Raw genomic sequence first — 18,381 nt, 5'->3', positions numbered from 1 at the left:
GGAGCGGAAGGCGGGTGGCGGCAGATGGCCAGGACGACGGACGGACGCGGCGAGCCCGTCCCGCGGCGGCTGCTGGCCGCCGCCACCCGGCTCTTCGCCGTGCACGGCTACGACCGGACGTCCGTCCAGGAGATCGTCGAGGCGGCGGGCGTCACCAAGGGCGCGCTGTACCACTACTTCGGCTCCAAGGAGGACCTCCTCCACGAGGTCTACGCCCGGGTGCTCCGCCTCCAGCAGGAACGGCTCGACGGCTTCGCGGACGCCGGGGGACCGGTCGAGCGCCGGCTGCGGGACGCCGCCGCCGACGTCGTGGTGACGACCATCGAGAACCTCGACGACGCCGCGATCTTCTTCCGCTCCATGCACCAGCTCAGCCCGGAGAAGAACAGACAGGTGCGGACGGAACGGCGCCGCTACCACGAACGGTTCCGCGCGCTGATCGAGGAGGGCCAGCGCACCGGGGTCTTCTCCACCGCCACCCCGGCCGACCTGGTGGTCGACTACCACTTCGGCTCGGTCCACCACCTCTCCACGTGGTACCGGCCCGACGGCCCGCTCACCCCGCAGCAGGTCGCGGACCACCTGGCCGACCTGCTGCTGCGGGCGCTGCGCCCCTGACCGGTCGGCGCCGCGCGCCGCGCCCCCTCTTCTTCCGGCACCCCTCTTCGTCCGCCATCCCTTTTCTTCCCGCACACCCTGCATCACCGGTCACGCCTTCGCCATACGTACTTGTACGCATTGCGGCCCGCCGAGCGCGTTCGTCACGATGAGTTGTGTCGACGCTACGGAACGTCAGGGTTCCGGGCAGGGAAACAAGGGGGATCGAATGAACAGGATCCGTGCGTTCATGCTGAAGGCCACGGTCGGGGCGGTTGCCGCGGGGGCGCTCGCCACGAGTGCGATGACGGCACCGGCGGGGGCGCAGGCCGTCCCGGACCAGGCCCGCCAGACCTATGCCGCCCAGACCGACCGGGCCGGTCTGACCGCTGATCAGGCCGCCGGTCTCCAGGAGCGGGTGGAGGGTTATCTGAGCGAGCTGGCGGGCAGCAGGCAGGTCTCCGCCAACAAGATCACCATGCCGGGCGGTGATGTCACGGTCGCGGCGCCCGGTCAGCGGTCCGCCCGTGACCTCGCCCTGCCACCGGTGAGCAGCCGGCTGCCCGCCGCCTGCGGTTCCGGGCATCTCTGTCTGTACCGGGGCGGGGACACGCTCGACTACTACCGGTGCGGCACCTACAACCTGTCGTGGACCGGCGACGGCACCTTCAACAACAACCAGACCCGGGGGACGAGGGCGCGCTTCCTGAACTCCAACCGCTCGGAGCGCTGGAGCAATGTGGCGCCCGACACGGGCACCGCGAGCTGGTCCCCGGTCTACTACGTGGTGCCCTGCTGACCGTCGCCGGTCGCGAGAGGTGAGGGGCCGGTCGGGGGCGCGCCGGGGCCGTGTGGCCGAGCGGCCCCGACCGGCCTCGATGGGGGCTGGGGTCGGCGTGTGGGGGCGGAGAGTAGTGGAAAGAGTACGTACGGTCATTGTCGGTCGTGCGGGCACGGGGGATATCGATGGGCACCGCCCTGTGGCATGAGTACGCGCAGATGCTGAGCCTGGCCGTGGCCGTGCTGGAGCGCGCCGATCCGGAGCCGCCCTGGCCTCTGGTCCTGGCGGAGCTCACCCGGGAGCTGCACTCCCCGGCCGCTTCCCTCGCCCAGGCGCGCTACGCGGAGCGGACGGGCCGGGTGGAGGCGTGGCGGACGGCGCGTCCGGTCTCCCCGGGCCTGCTCGACTCGCTGATGACCCGCCAACTGCGGGCGGGCAATCCACTGGTGGCGCACTACGCGTCCACCCCCGACCGCACGCCCCGTACCGCGAGCGAGCTGATGGGGGAGCGCTCCTGGCTGCGCAGCAGGAGCCACCGGCTGGCCCGGGGGACGCTCGGCGCTCATATGCTCGCCATCCCGCTGCCCGCCCCCGCCGGAGTCGCCCGCGGTTTCGTCCTCCACCACGAGCGCGACGACTTCACACCGGAGGAGCGCGCGTACGCGGCCCGGGTGCAGCCCCTCCTCGTCGGCATCGACTGCCACTACCGCGCCCTGGCCCGCTGGCGGTCGGCCCCGGGGCAGCCCGCGGAGCCGGTGCCGGGACCTGCCGGTACCGGCACCGGGGTCGCGTCGGCCGAGCGGGCGGTGGAGGCGGGGCTCACGCCGCGTCAGCACGCCGTGCTCACCCTGCTGGCCAAGGCCCTGCCCGCCACCGCCATCGCCCACCGGCTCCACATCTCACCGCGCACTGCCCACAAACACATCGAGGGCATCTACCGCAGGCTGGGTACCTGCGACCGGCTCTCGACCGTCATGCGCGCCCAGTCCATGGGCCTGCTGCCCCTGCCGGAACCCGTCGAGCACTGAACGCCGAGCAGGGAAGGGTCGGGCAGGGAAGGGGCGAGCAGGGAAGGGAGGACTCAGCGATACTTCTTCAGCTCCCGCCGGGCCAGTGACCGCTGGTGCACCTCGTCGGGACCGTCCGCCAGCCGCAGCGTCCGCGCCGAGGCCCACAGCTCCGCCAGCGGGAAGTCCTGGCTGATGCCGCCCGCGCCGTACAGCTGGACGGCCGAGTCGATGATGTCCACGACCGCGCGCGGTGTGGCGATCTTGATGGCCTGGATCTCCGTGTGCGCCCCGCGGTTGCCGACGGTGTCCATCAGCCAGGCCGTCTTGAGCACGAGGAGCCGCAGCTGTTCGACCGTCACCCGGGCGTCCGCGATCCAGTTCTGCACGACGCCCTGCTCGGCGAGCGGCTTCCCGAATGTCGCCCGCCCCACGGCCCGGCGGCACATCAGCTCGATGGCCCGCTCGGCCATCCCGATCAGCCGCATGCAGTGGTGGATCCGGCCGGGCCCCAGCCGAGCCTGCGCGATGGCGAACCCACCGCCCTCCTCACCGATGAGATGCGAGGCGGGCACCCGTACATTGTCGAAGACGACCTCGGCATGGCCGCCATGGGAGTGGTCCTCGTAGCCGTACACCCGCATCGCGCGGCGCACCTCGACACCCGGGGTGTCACGGGGGACCAGGACCATCGACTGCTGGCGGCGCGGGTCGGCGCCGTCCGGGTCGGTCTTGCCCATCACGATGAAGACGGCGCACGCCGGATTCATCGCACCGGAGATGTACCACTTGCGGCCGTTGATGACGTACTCGTCGCCGTCGCGCCGGATGCTGGTGCGGATGTTCGTCGCGTCGGACGAGGCGACCTCCGGCTCCGTCATCGCGAACGCCGACCGGATCTCCCCCGCGAGCAGCGGTTCCAGCCACTGCTTGCGCTGCTCCTCCGAGCCGAACTGGGCGAGCACCTCCATGTTTCCGGTGTCGGGGGCCGCGCAGTTCAGCGCGGTGGGGGCCAGCTCCGGGGAGCGGCCGGTGAGCTCGGCGAGCGGGGCGTACTGCAGATTGGTCAGCCCGGCCCCGTATCCGCCACCGGGGAGGCCCGGGTCGTCCACGAAGAACAGGTTCCACAGACCCTGCCTGCGGGCCTCGGCCTTCAGTTCCTCGACCACCGCCGGGGTGCCCCACGGGTCGGCCAGCAGGGAGCGCTGCTCCCGGGCGATCTCCTCGGACGGATAGATGTGCTCGTCCATGAAGGTGAGCAGCCTGGCCCGCAGCTCTTCGGTGCGGGCGTCGAATGCGAAGTCCATCAGGGGTACTCAGCCTTCCTGGAGGGTGGTGAGGCCGTGCTCGATGAAGACGGGGACGAGGGCGCCGATCCGGTCGAAGCCCGGTCCCACGGTCTGATTGAGGGTGTAGCGGTAGTGGATGCCCTCCAGGATCACGGCGAGTTTGAACCAGGCGAACGCCGTGTACCAGGAGATGCCGGTGGTGTCCCGCCCCGAGCCGGCCGCGTACCGCTCGATCAGCTCGCCCGGCGTGGGGTGGCCGGCCGCCCCGGCCGTCGTACTGATCGGTGAGCCGGTCACCTCCAGGGGCGCGCTGTACATCGCCAGCAGCCCCAGATCGGTGAGCGGGTCGCCGAGTGTCGACATCTCCCAGTCGAGCACGGCGTTGATCCGGTCGTCCGCGCCGAGCAGGACGTTGTCCAGACGGTAGTCGCCGTGGATCACGGTGGGCGCGGGGGAGAGGGGCAGGGACCGGCCGAGCCCCGCCTGGAGTTCGTCGATGCCGGGCAGTTCACGGTTCCGGGAGGCGTCGAGCTGCTTGCCCCAGCGGCGGAGCTGCCGGTCGAGATAGCCCTCGGGCCGGCCGAAGTCCCCGAGACCGACGGCCCCGGGATCGACGGCGTGCAGCTCCACCAGGGTGTCGACCAGGGAGAACACGGCGGCGCGGGTGCGCTCGGGACCGAGCGGGGCGAGCTGTTCGGCGGTGCGGTACGGCGTGCCCGTCACCTGCTCCATGACGTAGAACGGCGCGCCGAGCACCGACTCGTCCTCGCAGAGCAGCAGCGCTTCGGGGACGGGCACGGCGGTCGGGTGCAGCGCCGCGATCACCCGGTACTCGCGCTTCATGTCGTGCGCGGTGGCCAGCACATGGCCCAGCGGGGGTCTGCGGACCACCCAGCGGCCGGTGCCGTCGGTGACGGTGTACGTCAGGTTCGACCGGCCGCCCTCGATGAGCCGTGCGTCGAGCGGCCCGCCCACCAGGCCGGGGAGCGCGCGGTCGAGATGGTCACGGAGCCGCTCGGGATCGAGTCCTGGCGTGGGGGCTGGGCTCATCGGGCGTACCTCCGTGGACGTGCGGACGGACAGGCGGACGGTCGCTCCCATGATGCCGACCAGTCGGTATGTCGTCCAGTGCCTGGCACTCCCGGACCGGCCCGGAGCCCCCCGGGGCCCCAGACCACTCTCGCCCCCCCGGCGGGCGCGTCAGGCGTGGCAGGCCACCGGCACACCGCCGTTCATCGTCGCCATGTCGGACAGGACGGTGGGCAGATCCAGCGGCGAGCCCTCCGGTTCCCCGGCCAGCTCGGCGTAGGCGCGGTGCAGATTGGCCACCAGCCGCTCGCTCTCGCGCAGCTCCCCGAACTCCCCGAGATCGGCCTTCTGCGCGGCCTCCAGCGGGGTGAGTCCCTTGGTGCGGCTCGTCCCGGCCAGTTCGGCGACGTACCGCAGATAGCGCTCCGTCGCGTCGTACGCCGTCGGGTCGGTGAGCGGCCCGTGGCCCGGTACGACGACGGACGCGTCCAGCGAGCGCAGCAGCTCCAGCGCCCGCAGGGAGCCGCGCAGCGAGCCCATCGCGAGGAACGGTGTGCCGCCCTGGAAGACCAGGTCCCCGGTGAAGACGACGCCGTGCTCCGGCAGATGCACGACCGAGTCCCCGACGGTGTGCGCCACACCCGGGTGGATCACCCGGACCTCGGTCCCGCCCACGTGCACGGTGAGCCGGTCGCTGTAGGTCACGCTCGGGGCGATGATGCTGATGTCCCCGAAGTCGGTCTCCGGCCAGATCAGATGGAGCTGATGGCCCGCCGCGAGCTGCTCGCTCCGGCACGCCTGGTGACCGACCACGGTGGCCTCCGGCAGGAACACCCCGTTGCCGTAGGTGTGATCGCCGTGGTGGTGGGTGGTGACGATGGTGCGGGGCGGCTCCACCCCGGCCAGCGCAATCGCCTCGCGCAGCAGCCGGGCCCGGCGCTCGGTGGCCGTGGTGTCGACGAGGAGCGTCGTGCCGCCGTCACTGATGAACCCGGCGTTGTTCAGACACCAGCCGCCGTCGGGCTGGACATAGGCGTGGACACCGGGCGCGAGGCGGACGGTGTACGGATCGGTGGCGGGCATCGGAACTCCTGTGGGTGGGGGAAAGATCCCTCTGAGCCTGCCAGTTGACGGAGCGCCCGGGAAAACGGCCCTGCCCGGCGGCAGGTGCCCGACCGCCCGACGCACGTGCGGGGCCGGCGGGGCGCCGCGCTGCCGCGCTGCCCCGCCCGCCGTTACGGCAACAGGCCCGTCCGGCTTGCGCGGGGCGTGGGCGGGGCGGAGGCTGCGGATCATGAAGGCCATCAGCTACCGCCGCCACGGCGGACCCGGCGTCCTGGAGTACGGCGACCGTCCCGAGCCGAAGGTCGGCCCCGACTCCGTACTGGTCGAGGTGCGGGCCGCGGCCGTGAACCCCGTCGACTGGAAGTGCCGCGAGGGCTATCTCGACGGAATGCTCGACACCGTCTTCCCGGTGATCCCCGGGTGGGACGTCGCCGGAGTCGTCCGCCGGCCCGGCGCTGCGGTCACCGAGTTCACCGCCGGGGACGAGGTCATCGGGTACGTCCGCGAGGACTTCCTCTCCCGGGGCACCTTCGCGCAGTACGTGGCCGCCCCGGTCAGGACCCTCGCGCACAAGCCCCGCTCGCTCGGGTTCCCCGAGGCGGCCGGGCTGCCGCTGGCCGGCCTCACCGCGCACCAGGTGCTCCACCGGGTGCTGCGGGTACGGCCCGGCGAGACCGTGCTCGTCCACGCGGCGGCGGGCGCGGTCGGCTCCCTCGCCGTCCAGCTCGCCCGCCACCACGGGGCCCGTGTCATCGGAGCCGCCCGCGCGTCCGGCCAGGAACACATCAGGGCGCTGGGCGGCGAGGCGGTCACGTACGGGAACGATCTGGCGACTCAGGTAAGGGCGCTGGCCCCCGACGGGGTGGACGCGGCGCTCGACAGCATCGGCGGCGACATCCTCCGTATGACGCCCGGACTCCTCGCCCCCGGCGGCCGGCTGGCCTCGATCGCCGACAGCGCGGTCGGCGAACTGGGCGGCGCGTACGGCTTCGCCCGCGCCGACGCCGCCGACCTGACGGAGCTCGCGGGCCTCGCGGAGCAGGGTGTGCTGACCGTGGGGGTGGCGCGGACATACCCCCTGGAACAGGCCGCGGACGCGTTCCAGTTCGCGGAGGCGGGCGGGGCGGGCGGCAAGGTGGTCGTCACCATGGGGTGAGCCGTCGCCCTCGGACCACGGATCCCGTCACACAGCCGGTGCCGTCACACGGGCGCTTCACACCTACGTCACACCAGCACCGTCACCGCGAACGCCGCCAGCAGCAGCGTGCAGGCCGTCGCCGTCAGCGCGGCCCGTTCCGAGAGGCGTGGCGGTCTCGCCGCTTCCAGGGATCTCAGACGCCGGTGCGCCACGCCCAGGAAGGCGAGCCAGACCAGCGCGCTCAGGGCCGCGCCGGTCAGGGCCGCCGCCGTGGCGCCGCCGTGGACGGCCTGGCGGGCGGCGAGGATCGCGACCACCGTGCAGGAGAGCGTCGTACGGCGCCAGGCCAGCCGGGTGCGTTCCGGCTGGAGCCCCGGGTCCCGCTCCCCGGCGGGCGCCGGGGCGGTCATCCGGCCCGGCCCGTGAGGACGATCACCAGCATCGCCACCGCGACCAGCCCCACCGCCAGGCTCAGCAGCGTCGGGAAGCCGGACACCGGCAGGTCCTCGCCACGCCGCATCGCCCGTTCGCACCGCACCCAGTGGTTGACCGCCCGCAGCGCGCACAGCGCCCCCGCGGCGAGCAGCGCCACCGCGAGCCCGGCCCGTACGCCCCACCGCAGGTCGGGAAGGAACTGGTCCACCGCGAACCCGCCGCCGACCAGCGCGAGCGCCGTCCGGATCCAGGCCAGGAACGTCCGCTCGTTGGCCAGCGAGAAGCGGTAGTCCGGGGTCGTGCCCTCCTCGCCGATCCGCCGGGGCGAGAACCACAGCCGGAGGCTCCGTGCAAAGTCGATCACGTGCCGCACCCTACGCGCGCGGCGGCGGCCCCGCGCGCCCCGCCCCCACCGCCTGCCTCGCCACGCCTGCCCCGCCCGCCGCAAGTGCCTCGCCCGCCCGCCTAGCCCGCCGCGCCTGCTCCGCCCGCCTCGCCCGCCGCGCGGAACGCCTTGAGCCGTTCGTACGCCGCGCGCCCGTCCGGCACCCACTCCCACGCGCCGGGCCCGCCGGGTTCCTCGGCCAGCCGCCGCTCCAGCTCCTCCTCCGGGACGAACGCGTGCCAGGCCACCTCCTCCGCCTGGGGGTTCACCGGCACCGCGCAGACCACCTCGTACACCCGCGACCACGCGCGGAACCCGACCTCCGCGGACTCGTAGCGGAGGGAGAAGAGCGGTACGGGGCGGTCGAGCCCCGAGACCCCCAGCTCCTCCTCCGCCTCGCGCAGCGCCGCCTCGTCGTATTCCTCGCCCGCGCCGACGACCCCGCCCACGAACATGTCGTACATCGAGGGGAAGGCCAGCTTGCCCGGCGTTCTGCGATGGATGAAGACCCGGCCCCCGGGATCGCGCACGAACACGAAGACGCTGCGATGACGCAGGCCCTTCACGTACGCCTCACCGCGCGGCACCTGCGCGATGACGTGGTCGTTCTCGTCGACGATGTCGAGTATCTCGTCCGCGGCTCTCATGCCGTCCATCCAACCAGTTGACTCGTTACTCGCGCGTACGGAAGATCGGTCGGACAGCTCACCCGCCCCGCCCGTGACAGAGCCTGCGAAGGATGGACACCATGGCGTACGACGCCGATGTGATCGTGATCGGGGCCGGCCTCGCGGGCCTGGTCGCCGCCGCCGAACTGGTCGACGCGGGCCGCTCCGTGATCGTGCTCGACCAGGAGCCCGAGCGGTCCATCGGCGGACAGGCGCACTGGTCCTTCGGCGGACTGTTCCTCGTCGACTCGCCCGAACAGCGCCGGCTCCGCGTCAAGGACAGCCGCGACCTCGCCCTCCAGGACTGGCTCGGCACGGCCGGGTTCGACCGCCCCGAGGACCACTGGCCCCGCAAGTGGGCCGAGGCGTACGTCGACTTCGCGGCGGGCGAGAAGCGCGCCTGGCTGCACGGTCAGGGCATCCGGTTCTTCCCGGTGGTCGGCTGGGCCGAGCGCGGCGGGTACGACGCGAACGGCCACGGCAACTCCGTGCCGCGCTTCCACATCACCTGGGGCACCGGCCCCGGCGTCGTGGCGCCCTTCGAGCGGCGGGTGCGCGAAGGCGTCGCCAAGGGCCTGGTGACCTTCCGCTTCCGCCACCGCGTCACCGGACTCGGCGCCACGGCCGGCGCCGTGGACACCGTGACCGGTGAGACCCTGGAGCCGAGCGACGCCGCCCGCGGCACCGCCAGCAGCCGTACGGTCACCGGCTCCTTCGAACTGCGGGCCCAGGCCGTGATCGTCACCTCGGGCGGCATCGGCGGCAACCACGACCTGGTCCGCGCCCAGTGGCCGGAGCGGCTCGGCACTCCGCCGCGGAAGATGCTCTCCGGGGTGCCCGCGCACGTCGACGGGCTGATGCTCGGCATCGCGGAGGCGGCGGGCGCCCACCACATCAACCGCGACCGGATGTGGCACTACACCGAGGGCATCGAGAACTGGAACCCGGTCTGGGCCCGGCACGGCATCCGGATCCTCCCGGGCCCCTCCTCGCTCTGGCTGGACGCGCGCGGCAAGCGGCTGCCCGTACCGCTCTTCCCCGGCTTCGACACGCTCGGCACGCTGGAGCACATCACGCGCTCCGGCCACGACCACACGTGGTTCGTGCTCGACCGGCGCATCATCGGCAAGGAGTTCGCGCTCTCCGGCTCCGAGCAGAACCCGGACCTCACCGGGAAATCGGTCCGCGACGTGCTCGGACGGGCCCGCGCCGACGTACCGGGCCCGGTCCAGGCGTTCATGGACCAGGGCGCCGACTTCGTCGTCGAGAAGGACCTGGGCGCCCTGGTGCGCGGCATGAACGCGCTCACCGAGGAGCCGCTGATCGACGAGGCCGCGCTGCGCCGGGAGATCACGGCGCGCGACCGTGAGATCGCCAACCCGTTCACCAAGGACCTCCAGGTCATGGCGGTCCGGGGCGCCCGGAAGTACCTCGGCGACAAGCTGATCCGTACGGCCGCCCCGCACCGCATCCTCGACCCCGCGGCGGGCCCGCTGATCGCCGTACGGCTGAACATCCTGACCCGCAAGTCGCTCGGCGGGCTGGAGACCGACCTGTCCTCGCGCGTGCTCACCGCGGGCGGCGATCCGCTCCCCGGCGTCTACGCGGCGGGCGAGGCGGCCGGCTTCGGCGGAGGCGGGGTGCACGGCTACCGCTCGCTGGAAGGCACCTTCCTCGGCGGCTGCATCTTCTCCGGGCGTACCGCGGGCCGGGCGGCGGCCCGCGCCGTCGGCTGAACCAACCGCCTCTCCACCGTGGGCAGTTGACTCCGTTGAGTAACAAACGGAGTCGCCCTGCGCTCCGTCGGACCCGAGGGATCCCACAAGATCCGGACGAAAAGTGTGACGAACGCCCGCGGCCCTGGTTTCCCGGGGCCGCGGGTGTTCTCCTCGGAGGGTGACCGAACAACCGCACACCCCGGAGGGCACGCCGGTCGGCCGGCGTCTGGTGCTCTCCATGCTCGGCCTGGGCGCCGCCGGACTCGTCACCGCGCCCTACCTCCAACGCGGCGTCGAATCGTTCCTCGGCGCCGCCTCCGGCAAGGACCCGACCGGGCTGACCGGACTGCTGCCCAACGGCGGCGGCTTCCGCTACTACTCCGTCACGGCCTCCGTTCCCCGCAAGGGCCCGGACACCTACCGACTGACGGTCGACGGACTGGTCGACCGGCCCGGCACGTACACCCTCGACGGGCTGCGCGCGCTGCCGCAGACCCGGATCGTCCGCGACGTGCAGTGCGTCACCGGCTGGCGCGTCCCGAACACCCCGTTCGGCGGCGTACGGCTCGCGCACCTCCTCGACGCGGCCGGGGTGCGCCCCGAGGCCGGGGCCGTGCGCTTCACCTGCTTCGACGGCGCGTACAGCGAGAGCCTGACGCTCCAGCAGGCCCGCCGCGCCGATGTGCTGGTCGCCCTCTCGATGCGGGACGAGCCGATCGGGCACGCCCACGGCGGCCCGGTCCGGCTCTACGTGGCGCCGATGTACTTCTACAAGTCGGCGAAATGGCTCTCCGGGATCTCCGTCACCTCCGACGTCCGGCCCGGCTACTGGGAGGAGCGCGGCTATGACGTCGACGCCTGGGTCGGCCGGTCGAACGGCCGCGACGACGCCCCCACCGTCTGAACCCGTGACCGCGGCCCCGCCGTCCGAGCCCGTGACCGCGCCCCCGCCGTCCGGACCCGGCGGTCCCACGGGGCCGGACCGGCGCCGCTTCACCCCGGCCGAACGCTGGGTGCACCGCACCACCGGCGCGCTGATGCTGGTGTGCGTGGCGACCGCGGCCTGTCTCTACGTACCGCAGTTCGCCGAACTCGTCGGCCGGCGGCTGCTCGTGGTCACCCTCCACGAGTGGTCCGGGCTGCTGCTCCCGGTGCCCGTACTCCTCGGCCTCGCCTCCCGGGCCCTCCGCGCCGACCTGGGCCGGCTCAACCGGTTCCTGCCGTACGACAGGGAATGGCTGCGCGCGGTACGGCGCCGCGACCGGCGCCCCGGGACGCGCCCGGCGGGCAAGTTCAACGCCGGGCAGAAGCTCTACGCGGGGTGGATCGCGGGCGCCGTGCTGGTGATGCTCGGTACGGGGCTGCTGATGTGGAACACCGGGCTCGTCCCGCTCGTGTGGCGGACGAGCGCCACCTTCCTCCACGACTGGCTGGCCCTGGCCATCGGCGCCGTGCTCGTCGGGCACATCGTGATGGCGTACGGGGATCCGGAGGCCCGGCGCGGCATGCGCACCGGGTCGGTGGAACGCCGGTGGGCGGAGCGGGAACACCCCCACTGGAAAGAGGAGTGACCCGCCCCGCCCGTACGGAGCCGCCTACCGGCGGCTCTAGAGGATCAGCGACAGCAGCAGCACGGACCCGAGACCGACCACGGAGATGATGGTCTCCATCACCGACCACGTCTTCAGCGTCTGCCCCACGCTCATCCCGAAGTACTCCTTCACCAGCCAGAACCCGGCGTCGTTCACATGGCTGAAGAAGAGCGAGCCCGCGCCGATCGCCAGCACCAGAAGCGACGCGTGCGTGGTGGACATGTCCGCGGCCAGCGGCGCCACCAGGCCCGCGGCCGAGATCGTCGCCACTGTCGCCGAGCCGGTGGCCAGCCGGATCACCACGGCGATCAGCCAGGCCAGCAGCAGCGCCGGGATCGACCAGTCCTTGGAGATGTCCAGGACCATCTGGCCCACCCCGGAGTCGATCAGCGTCTGCTTGAAGCCGCCGCCCGCGCCGACGATCAGCAGCACGCCCGCGATCGGGGCGAGGGACTTCTCCACCGTGGTGGAGATCCGGTCCTTGGTGAAACCGGCCGCGCGGCCCAGCGTGAAGAGCCCCACCAGCACGGCGGTCAGCAGCGCGATCAGCGGGGAGCCGACCACGTCCGCGACCCGCTGGACGGTGTTCTCCGGGTCGTCCACGACGATGTCGACGAGCGCCTTGGCCAGCATCATCACCACGGGCAGCAGCACGGTGGCGACGGTCGCGCCGAAACTGGGCCGCTTCGCCAGATCGTCCGAGGTGCGCTGCGGCACCATCGCCTCGGGCGCCGGAAGGTCCACCCAGCGCGCCGCGTACCGGGAGAAGAGCGGGCCCGCGATGATCACGGTCGGGATCGAGACGACCACACCCAGCGCCAGCGTGACCCCGAGGTCGGCGCCGATCGCGTCGATCGCGACCAGCGGCCCCGGGTGCGGCGGGATCAGCCCGTGCATCACGGAGAGCCCGGCCAGCGCGGGGATGCCGATCCGCATCAGGGAGTAGTTGCCCCGCTTGGCGACGAGCAGCACCACCGGGATCAGCAGCACGATGCCGACCTCGAAGAAGAGCGGCAGCCCGATCACCGAGGCGATCAGCACCATCGCCCACGGCATGGTGCGCCCGCTCGCCCTGGCGAGGATCGTGTCGACGATCTGGTCCGCGCCACCGGAGTCCGCGAGCAGCTTGCCGAGGATCGCGCCGAGCGCGATCAGCACGCCCACCCCGGCGACCGTGGAGCCGAGACCGGCGGAGAAGCTGGTGATGACCTTGTCCAGCGGCGCGCCCGCGAAGGCGCCGAGCGCCAGTGAGCCGATGGTCAGGGCCAGGAACGCGTGCAGTTTGAAGAGGGTGATGAGCAGGACGATGACGGCTATGCCGGCGAGGACGGCTATGCCCAACTGTGCGTTGCCCGCCGAGGTGATCGGCTCTGCGGCATCCGCTGCCAGCGTCTCGACACTGAGACTGGTCACGGGGATCACGGGAACTTCCTTCAGCTTTCGAGCCGGCGCAGCGCGGCGACGGCCCGGTCGGTGATTTCCTCGGGGGTGCCCGACACGTCGACGGTGACACCCGTCTCGTCGGCCCCCAGCTTCTCCAGCGCCGCGTACTGCGAGTCGAGCAGAGCGGTGGGCATGTAGTGACCCTTGCGTTCCGACATCCGCCGTTCGACGAGCGCGCGCTCACCGTCGAGATGGAGGAAGAGGGCGCCGGGCGCGGCGGCCCGCAGCCGGTCGCGGTAGGCGCGCTTGAGCGCGGAGCTGCTGACCACCCCGCCGAGTCCGTTCCGGCGGTGGGCCCACTCCCCGATGGCGTCCAGCCAGGGCCACCGGTCGGCGTCCTCCAGCGGGATGCCGGCGGACATCTTGGCGATGTTCTCCGGCGAGTGGAACTCGTCGCCCTCGGCGTACGGGACGCCCAGTTCGGCGGCGAGCAGGGGGCCGACCGTGGTCTTGCCGGTCCCTGCCACGCCCATCACCACGACGACGTGGGGGGTCTTCATCTCATGCCTCGCTGTCTTCTTCGACATGGGTCTGTCGCGCTACTGAAACCCATTAGGTACGACATATTCAAGAGGCTGTGATGTAAACGTCGTACTTTTTACGGTGGGCCCGCGCCCCGTAGGCTTGCCCCATGACCACAGAAGGCCGGGGCCTGCATACCCGTGTGCTGGACACCCTCGGTCTCGCGATCACGGGGGGCGAGTACCCCGAGGGCGCCGTCGTCCGTACGGACGAGGTCGCCCAGCGCTTCGACGTCTCGCGGACCGTCGTCCGCGAAGTGGTCCGCGTCCTCGAATCCATGCACCTGGTGGAGTCCCGGCGCCGGGTCGGCGTGACCGTACGGCCCACCGAGGAGTGGAACGTCTACGACCCGCGGGTCATCCGCTGGCGCCTCGCCGGCCCCGACCGCCCGCGCCAGCTCCGCTCCCTCACCACGCTGCGCTCCGCGATCGAACCGGTCGCCGCCGGTCTCGCCGCCCGGCACGCCACGGCCGAGCAGTGCGCGGCCCTCACCGAGCAGGCGCTCGGCATGGTCGCCACCTCGCGCGGCGGCCGGCTGGAGGAGTACCTCGTCCACGACATCGCCTTCCACCGGGTGGTGCTCAACGCGTCGGGCAACGAGATGTTCGCCCGGCTCGGCGACGTGGTCGCCGAGGTCCTCACCGGACGCACCCACCACCAGGTGATGTTCGACGACCCCGACCCGGCCGCCGTCACCCTGCACGTACGGGTCGCGCAGGCCGTACGGGAGCGCGACTTCGCCCGCGCCGAGGAGCTGACCAGGGAGATCGCCGTCGGCGCCCTGGAGGAACTGGACGTTCTGGCGCCCTGACGAGCCACAGCGGGCCCTGCCGTCACGCGGAAGGGCCGTCACACGAGATAGTGGGGAGGAACGGGGTGACGCCCGGGACGTCTCCGCTCACCCGGACCTCCCGGGCGGTCAATTCCCCAGGTATGTCATCAGGTATGACGAAAGGCAGGTCCTGGCATGGCGCAGCAGGTGCAAGGGGTCATCGCCCCCGGCAGGAACGAGCCGGTACGGGTCGAGACGATCGTCGTACCCGACCCCGGCCCCGGCGAGGCCGTGGTGAAGGTGCAGGCGTGCGGTGTCTGTCACACCGACCTGCACTACAAGCAGGGCGGGATCAACGACGAGTTCCCCTTCCTCCTCGGCCACGAGGCCGCGGGCGTGGTGGAGTCGGTCGGCGACGGTGTCACGGAGGTCGCCCCCGGCGACTTCGTGATCCTCAACTGGCGCGCGGTGTGCGGCACCTGCCGGGCGTGCCGGCGCGGCCGCCCCCAGTACTGCTTCGACACGCACAACGCCACGCAGAAGATGACACTGACCGACGGCACGGAGCTCTCCCCGGCCCTCGGCATCGGCGCCTTCGCCGAGAAGACGCTGGTCGCGGCCGGCCAGTGCACCAAGGTCGACCCGGCCGTCTCCCCGGCCGTCGCGGGCCTCCTCGGCTGCGGTGTGATGGCGGGCATCGGCGCGGCGATCAACACCGGGCAGGTCGGGCGCGGCGACTCCGTCGCGGTCATCGGCTGCGGCGGCGTCGGTGACGCGGCGATCGTCGGCGCGCGGCTCGCGGGCGCGGCCCGGATCATCGCCGTCGACATCGACGACCGCAAGCTGGCGACGGCGGCCTCGATGGGCGCCACCCACACCGTCAACTCCCGCTCCCGCGACGCCGTCGAGGCGATCCGCGAGCTGACCGGCGGCAACGGCGCGGACGTCGTCATCGAGGCGGTCGGCCGCCCGGAGACCTACCGGCAGGCGTTCTACGCCCGTGACCTGGCCGGCACCGTCGTCCTGGTCGGCGTCCCCACCCCGGAGATGAAGCTGGAACTGCCGCTGCTCGACGTGTTCGGCCGCGGCGGCGCCCTCAAGTCGTCCTGGTACGGCGACTGCCTGCCGTCCCGCGACTTCCCGATGCTCGTCGACCTCCACCAGCAGGGCCGGATCGACCTCGGCGCGTTCGTCACCGAGACCATCGGTCTCGCCGACGTCGAGAAGGCGTTCGAGCGGATGCACGAGGGTGACGTTCTGCGCTCGGTGGTGGTCTTCTGATGACCGTACGCGTGGACCATCTCGTCACCTCCGGCACCTTCTCGCTCGACGGCGGCACGTGGGACGTCGACAACAACGTCTGGATCGTCGGCGACGACTCCGAGGCGGTCGTCATCGACGCCGCCCATGACGCCGCCGCCATCGAGGCCGCGCTGAACGGCCGTACCCTGCGCGCGATCGTCTGCACCCACGCCCACAACGACCACATCGACGCGGCCCCCGCGCTCGCCGCCGCCACCGGCGCGCCCGTCCTGCTGCACCCCGACGACCTGCCGCTCTGGAAGCAGACCCACCCCGAGCGGCTGCCGGACGGCGAGCTGACCGACGGCGCCACGGTCGCCGTCGCCGGCACCACCCTGACCGTGCTCCACACCCCCGGGCACGCGCCGGGCGCGGTCTGCCTGTACGCCCCCGAGCTGGCGACGGTCTTCACCGGCGACACGCTCTTCCAGGGCGGACCGGGCGCCACCGGACGGTCGTTCTCGCACTTCCCGACCATCATCGACTCGATCCGCGACCGGCTCCTCGCCCTGCCGCCGGAGACGGTGGTACGGACGGGCCACGGCGACCCCACGACCATCGGCGCCGAATCGCCCCACCTGGCCGAGTGGATCCGGCGCGGCCATTAGACCTGGTCGTCCGGATCGTGCCGCGCTCGGAGCGGGCGCAGTCGCAGCCGGCTCTCGAACCGGTACGGCTCGCCCGTCACCGGATCGGTGAACTCCAGCACCCTGGCGAGGAGTTGGAGCGGCCGGCCGTAGTCGTTACCGGCAGCCTCCTGGACGACCGGATAGACCGGGTCGTCCAGGAGCGGCAGCCCGAGGCCGCACATGTGGACCCGGAGCTGATGGGTCCGGCCGGTGACCGGCACCAGCCGGTAGCGGCCGTACCCGCCCCGGTGCTCCAGCAGCTCGATCCGGCTCTCGGCGTTGGGCTCGCCCGGCACCCGCCGCGCGGCGATCTCCCCGCGCTCCTTCTCGATCCGGTCGCGGACCGTGACGGGCAGCGCCACCGCGGGATCGTACGGCGCCACCGCCTCGTACTCCTTGCGCACCAGCCGGTCCCGGAACAGCGTCTGGTACGCGCCCCGGTCCCCGGGCCGTACGACGAAGAGCACCAGCCCCGCCGTCAGCCGGTCGAGACGGTGCGCGGGCTGGAGCTCCGGCAGCCCCAGCTCCCGCCGCAGCCGTGCCTGGGCGGTCTCGGTGACATGGCTTCCGCGCGGGGTGGTGGCCAGGAAGTGCGGCTTGTCGGCGACGACGATCCGCTCGTCCCGGTGGACGACCCCGACCTCGAACGGCACCCGCTCCTCGGGGGCGAGATCCCGGTGGAACCAGAGATACCGCCCCGCGGTGTACGGCTCGTCGGCCCCGACCGCGCCGTCCTCCCCGGCGAACCGCCCCGCCCGCACCATCTCCTCGACCCGCGCCGCGCCGACGGCGCCCCCGTACCGCGCCACGAGATGGTCCCGTACGGTCGCCCACCGCCCCTGTGGATCCGGCGGCAGCCGCAGCCGTACGGGGTCGACGCCGTCCCGCTGCGGGAGGGGCGAGGGCGGCGGGGCGGGGTGTCTGCGGGGCACGGGCCGACAGCGTACCGGGGCCGGCGGCGCGGCGGCGTCCCTCGTTCGGCCCCCGGACCTGCGGCGCAGCGCCGGGATGAGAACGGATCCGGCGGGCGGCGCCCGCATGATGGGCCGGTGATCAGTGTCCTGTTCGCCGTGCTGACCGCGATCAGCAACGGCTCCGCCTCGGTGCTCCAGCGCCGCGCCGCGGCCACCGTCCCCGACTCCCAGGCGATGCGTCTGTCACTGATCGGCCGGCTGCTGCGCAAGCCGGTCTGGCTGGCGGGGATCGGGCTGGTGCTGGTCGCCGCCGTCTGCCAGGCGGTGGCGCTCGCGACCGGCCCGATCGCCGTGGTCCAGCCGATCTTCGTCATCGAACTTCCCGCCACCCTGCTGATCGCCGGCCGGCTCTTCAAGGTCCGGCTGCCGCGCTCCGTCTGGCACGGGGCCGCCGCGGTCACCGGCGGTCTGGCCCTGGGCCTGGCCTCCGCGGACCCCGGTGGCGGTTCCGAGACCGTCCACGGAACCGCCTGGATCCTGGCGCTGCTGCTCACCGGCCTCTTCGAGGCGCTGGTGATCCTCTGGGCGCTGCGGCTGCGCGGCAACCCGCGCGCCGCGCTGCTCGGGCTCGCCGCCGCCTGCGGCTACGCGCTGACCGCGGCCCTGATGAAGGACGCCGTGGCACGCCTCGACAGCGGCGGCGCGGGCGCGCTCTTCGCCTCCTGGCAGCTCTACGGCATGGCCGTCGCCGGGGTGGGCGCGCTGTTCCTGCTCCAGAACGCCCTGCAGGCGGGCTCGCTCGCCGCCTCCCAGCCGATGCTCACGCTCGGCGACGCGCTGATCAGCATCGCGTACGGCGTCACCCTCTTCGGCGAGAGCGTGCGCACCGGCTGGTGGCTGCTGCCCGAGCTCGCCGCGATCGGCCTGATCGCGGCGGGCTGCGTCGTACTGGCCCGCTCCCCGCTGGCCGGGGGAGCGCCGCCGCCCCCCCCCCGCCGCCGCGGGAGGGGGCGTGGGGGGGGGGGGGGAGGCGGGGGGGGCGATGGCGGGCCGGTGCGCAGATCACGCCCCCCACGGCGCGGCCGGAAAGGGCCT

Annotated in this window: 19 protein-coding genes and 1 pseudogene; 11 read left to right on the top strand and 9 right to left on the bottom strand. The window is 72.7% G+C overall.

Annotated elements, in window-relative coordinates:
* Positions 1–24 precede the first annotated feature (24 nt).
* The 3 genes from ACFXKG_RS21995 to ACFXKG_RS21985 all read left to right on the top strand — a co-directional run bounded on the left by ACFXKG_RS21995 (position 25) and on the right by ACFXKG_RS21985 (position 2,406).
* Complete coding sequence (locus ACFXKG_RS21995; protein WP_384841478.1) at positions 25–618, top strand: TetR/AcrR family transcriptional regulator; 594 nt, start codon at positions 25–27, stop codon at positions 616–618.
* A gap of 208 nt (positions 619–826) precedes the next feature.
* Positions 827–1,396 (top strand): hypothetical protein, encoded by a 570-nt coding sequence (locus ACFXKG_RS21990; protein WP_384841475.1) that lies wholly within the window; start codon positions 827–829, stop codon positions 1,394–1,396.
* A 167-nt stretch (positions 1,397–1,563) separates the two neighbouring features.
* Positions 1,564–2,406 carry a response regulator transcription factor gene (locus ACFXKG_RS21985; protein WP_384841472.1) on the top strand — a complete coding sequence of 281 codons (843 nt, stop codon included), beginning with the start codon at positions 1,564–1,566 and terminating at the stop codon, positions 2,404–2,406.
* A 53-nt stretch (positions 2,407–2,459) separates the two neighbouring features.
* Here the strand turns inward: ACFXKG_RS21985 and ACFXKG_RS21980 are convergent, their stop codons facing one another.
* The 3 genes from ACFXKG_RS21980 to ACFXKG_RS21970 form a co-directional block, all read right to left on the bottom strand.
* A complete protein-coding gene (locus ACFXKG_RS21980) occupies positions 2,460–3,692 on the bottom strand; it encodes an acyl-CoA dehydrogenase family protein (protein ID WP_384841469.1) in 1,233 nt (410 codons plus the stop codon).
* 9 nt (positions 3,693–3,701) lie between these two features.
* Entirely contained in the window at positions 3,702–4,724 is a 1,023-nt protein-coding gene (locus tag ACFXKG_RS21975) for a phosphotransferase family protein (RefSeq protein ID WP_384841466.1), read from the bottom strand.
* A gap of 150 nt (positions 4,725–4,874) precedes the next feature.
* On the bottom strand, positions 4,875–5,786 hold the full coding sequence (locus ACFXKG_RS21970; protein ID WP_384841463.1) for an MBL fold metallo-hydrolase: 912 nt from the start codon (positions 5,784–5,786) through the stop codon (positions 4,875–4,877).
* A gap of 211 nt (positions 5,787–5,997) precedes the next feature.
* Here ACFXKG_RS21970 and ACFXKG_RS21965 point away from each other — a divergent pair, with 211 nt between their 5' ends.
* Positions 5,998–6,924, top strand: a complete 927-nt coding sequence (locus tag ACFXKG_RS21965; protein ID WP_384841460.1) for an NADP-dependent oxidoreductase — start codon at positions 5,998–6,000, stop codon at positions 6,922–6,924.
* A gap of 68 nt (positions 6,925–6,992) precedes the next feature.
* Here the strand turns inward: ACFXKG_RS21965 and ACFXKG_RS21960 are convergent, their stop codons facing one another.
* The 3 genes from ACFXKG_RS21960 to ACFXKG_RS21950 all read right to left on the bottom strand — a co-directional run bounded on the left by ACFXKG_RS21960 (position 6,993) and on the right by ACFXKG_RS21950 (position 8,373).
* Positions 6,993–7,316 carry a DUF202 domain-containing protein gene (locus ACFXKG_RS21960; protein ID WP_382887049.1) on the bottom strand — a complete coding sequence of 108 codons (324 nt, stop codon included), beginning with the start codon at positions 7,314–7,316 and terminating at the stop codon, positions 6,993–6,995.
* A complete protein-coding gene (locus ACFXKG_RS21955) occupies positions 7,313–7,705 on the bottom strand; it encodes a YidH family protein (RefSeq protein WP_382887047.1) in 393 nt (130 codons plus the stop codon). The genes ACFXKG_RS21960 and ACFXKG_RS21955 overlap by 4 nt, the downstream gene beginning before the upstream one ends.
* 101 nt (positions 7,706–7,806) lie before the next feature.
* Positions 7,807–8,373 (bottom strand): NUDIX domain-containing protein, encoded by a 567-nt coding sequence (locus ACFXKG_RS21950; protein ID WP_384841581.1) that lies wholly within the window; start codon positions 8,371–8,373, stop codon positions 7,807–7,809.
* 101 nt (positions 8,374–8,474) lie between these two features.
* Here ACFXKG_RS21950 and ACFXKG_RS21945 point away from each other — a divergent pair, with 101 nt between their 5' ends.
* The 3 genes from ACFXKG_RS21945 (at position 8,475) to ACFXKG_RS21935 (ending at position 11,683) form a co-directional block, all read left to right on the top strand.
* Positions 8,475–10,130, top strand: coding sequence for an FAD-binding dehydrogenase (locus tag ACFXKG_RS21945; protein WP_384841578.1), 1,656 nt, complete (start codon positions 8,475–8,477; stop codon positions 10,128–10,130).
* 220 nt (positions 10,131–10,350) lie between these two features.
* Positions 10,351–11,016, top strand: a complete 666-nt coding sequence (locus ACFXKG_RS21940; protein WP_384841575.1) for a molybdopterin-dependent oxidoreductase — start codon at positions 10,351–10,353, stop codon at positions 11,014–11,016.
* Entirely contained in the window at positions 10,958–11,683 is a 726-nt protein-coding gene (locus ACFXKG_RS21935) for a cytochrome b/b6 domain-containing protein (RefSeq protein WP_384841455.1), read from the top strand. The genes ACFXKG_RS21940 and ACFXKG_RS21935 overlap by 59 nt, the downstream gene beginning before the upstream one ends.
* A 36-nt stretch (positions 11,684–11,719) precedes the next feature.
* Here ACFXKG_RS21935 and ACFXKG_RS21930 read toward each other — a convergent pair whose 3' ends face one another.
* Positions 11,720–13,117, bottom strand: a complete 1,398-nt coding sequence (locus tag ACFXKG_RS21930; protein WP_384841452.1) for a gluconate:H+ symporter — start codon at positions 13,115–13,117, stop codon at positions 11,720–11,722.
* Positions 13,118–13,137: 20 nt separating this feature from the next.
* Positions 13,138–13,647, bottom strand: coding sequence for a gluconokinase (locus tag ACFXKG_RS21925; protein ID WP_384841449.1), 510 nt, complete (start codon positions 13,645–13,647; stop codon positions 13,138–13,140).
* A gap of 131 nt (positions 13,648–13,778) precedes the next feature.
* On the opposite strand from ACFXKG_RS21925, the gene ACFXKG_RS21920 reads away from it, so the two are divergent.
* The 3 genes from ACFXKG_RS21920 (at position 13,779) to ACFXKG_RS21910 (ending at position 16,351) form a co-directional block, all read left to right on the top strand.
* The gene (locus tag ACFXKG_RS21920; RefSeq protein WP_384841446.1) at positions 13,779–14,480 is read left to right on the top strand and encodes a FadR/GntR family transcriptional regulator; all 702 of its coding nucleotides are present in this window, start codon (positions 13,779–13,781) and stop codon (positions 14,478–14,480) included.
* A 156-nt stretch (positions 14,481–14,636) separates the two neighbouring features.
* Entirely contained in the window at positions 14,637–15,722 is a 1,086-nt protein-coding gene (locus ACFXKG_RS21915) for an S-(hydroxymethyl)mycothiol dehydrogenase (protein ID WP_382887037.1), read from the top strand.
* Entirely contained in the window at positions 15,722–16,351 is a 630-nt protein-coding gene (locus ACFXKG_RS21910) for an MBL fold metallo-hydrolase (RefSeq protein WP_384841442.1), read from the top strand. The genes ACFXKG_RS21915 and ACFXKG_RS21910 overlap by 1 nt, the downstream gene beginning before the upstream one ends.
* On the opposite strand, the gene ACFXKG_RS21905 is transcribed toward ACFXKG_RS21910, so the two are convergent.
* The gene (locus ACFXKG_RS21905) at positions 16,348–17,304 is read right to left on the bottom strand and encodes a pseudouridine synthase (protein ID WP_384841439.1); all 957 of its coding nucleotides are present in this window, start codon (positions 17,302–17,304) and stop codon (positions 16,348–16,350) included. The genes ACFXKG_RS21910 and ACFXKG_RS21905 overlap by 4 nt on opposite strands.
* A gap of 117 nt (positions 17,305–17,421) precedes the next feature.
* Between ACFXKG_RS21905 and ACFXKG_RS21900 the strand changes: the two are divergent.
* Positions 17,422–18,279: pseudogene (locus ACFXKG_RS21900) on the top strand (DMT family transporter); the annotation flags it as partial.
* Positions 18,280–18,381: the final 102 nt, after the last annotated feature.

Source organism: Streptomyces sp. NPDC059255 (genome assembly GCF_042752355.1).
Lineage (GTDB): Bacteria > Actinomycetota > Actinomycetes > Streptomycetales > Streptomycetaceae > Streptomyces.
This window is presented reverse-complemented; position numbering and strand designations above follow the sequence as displayed.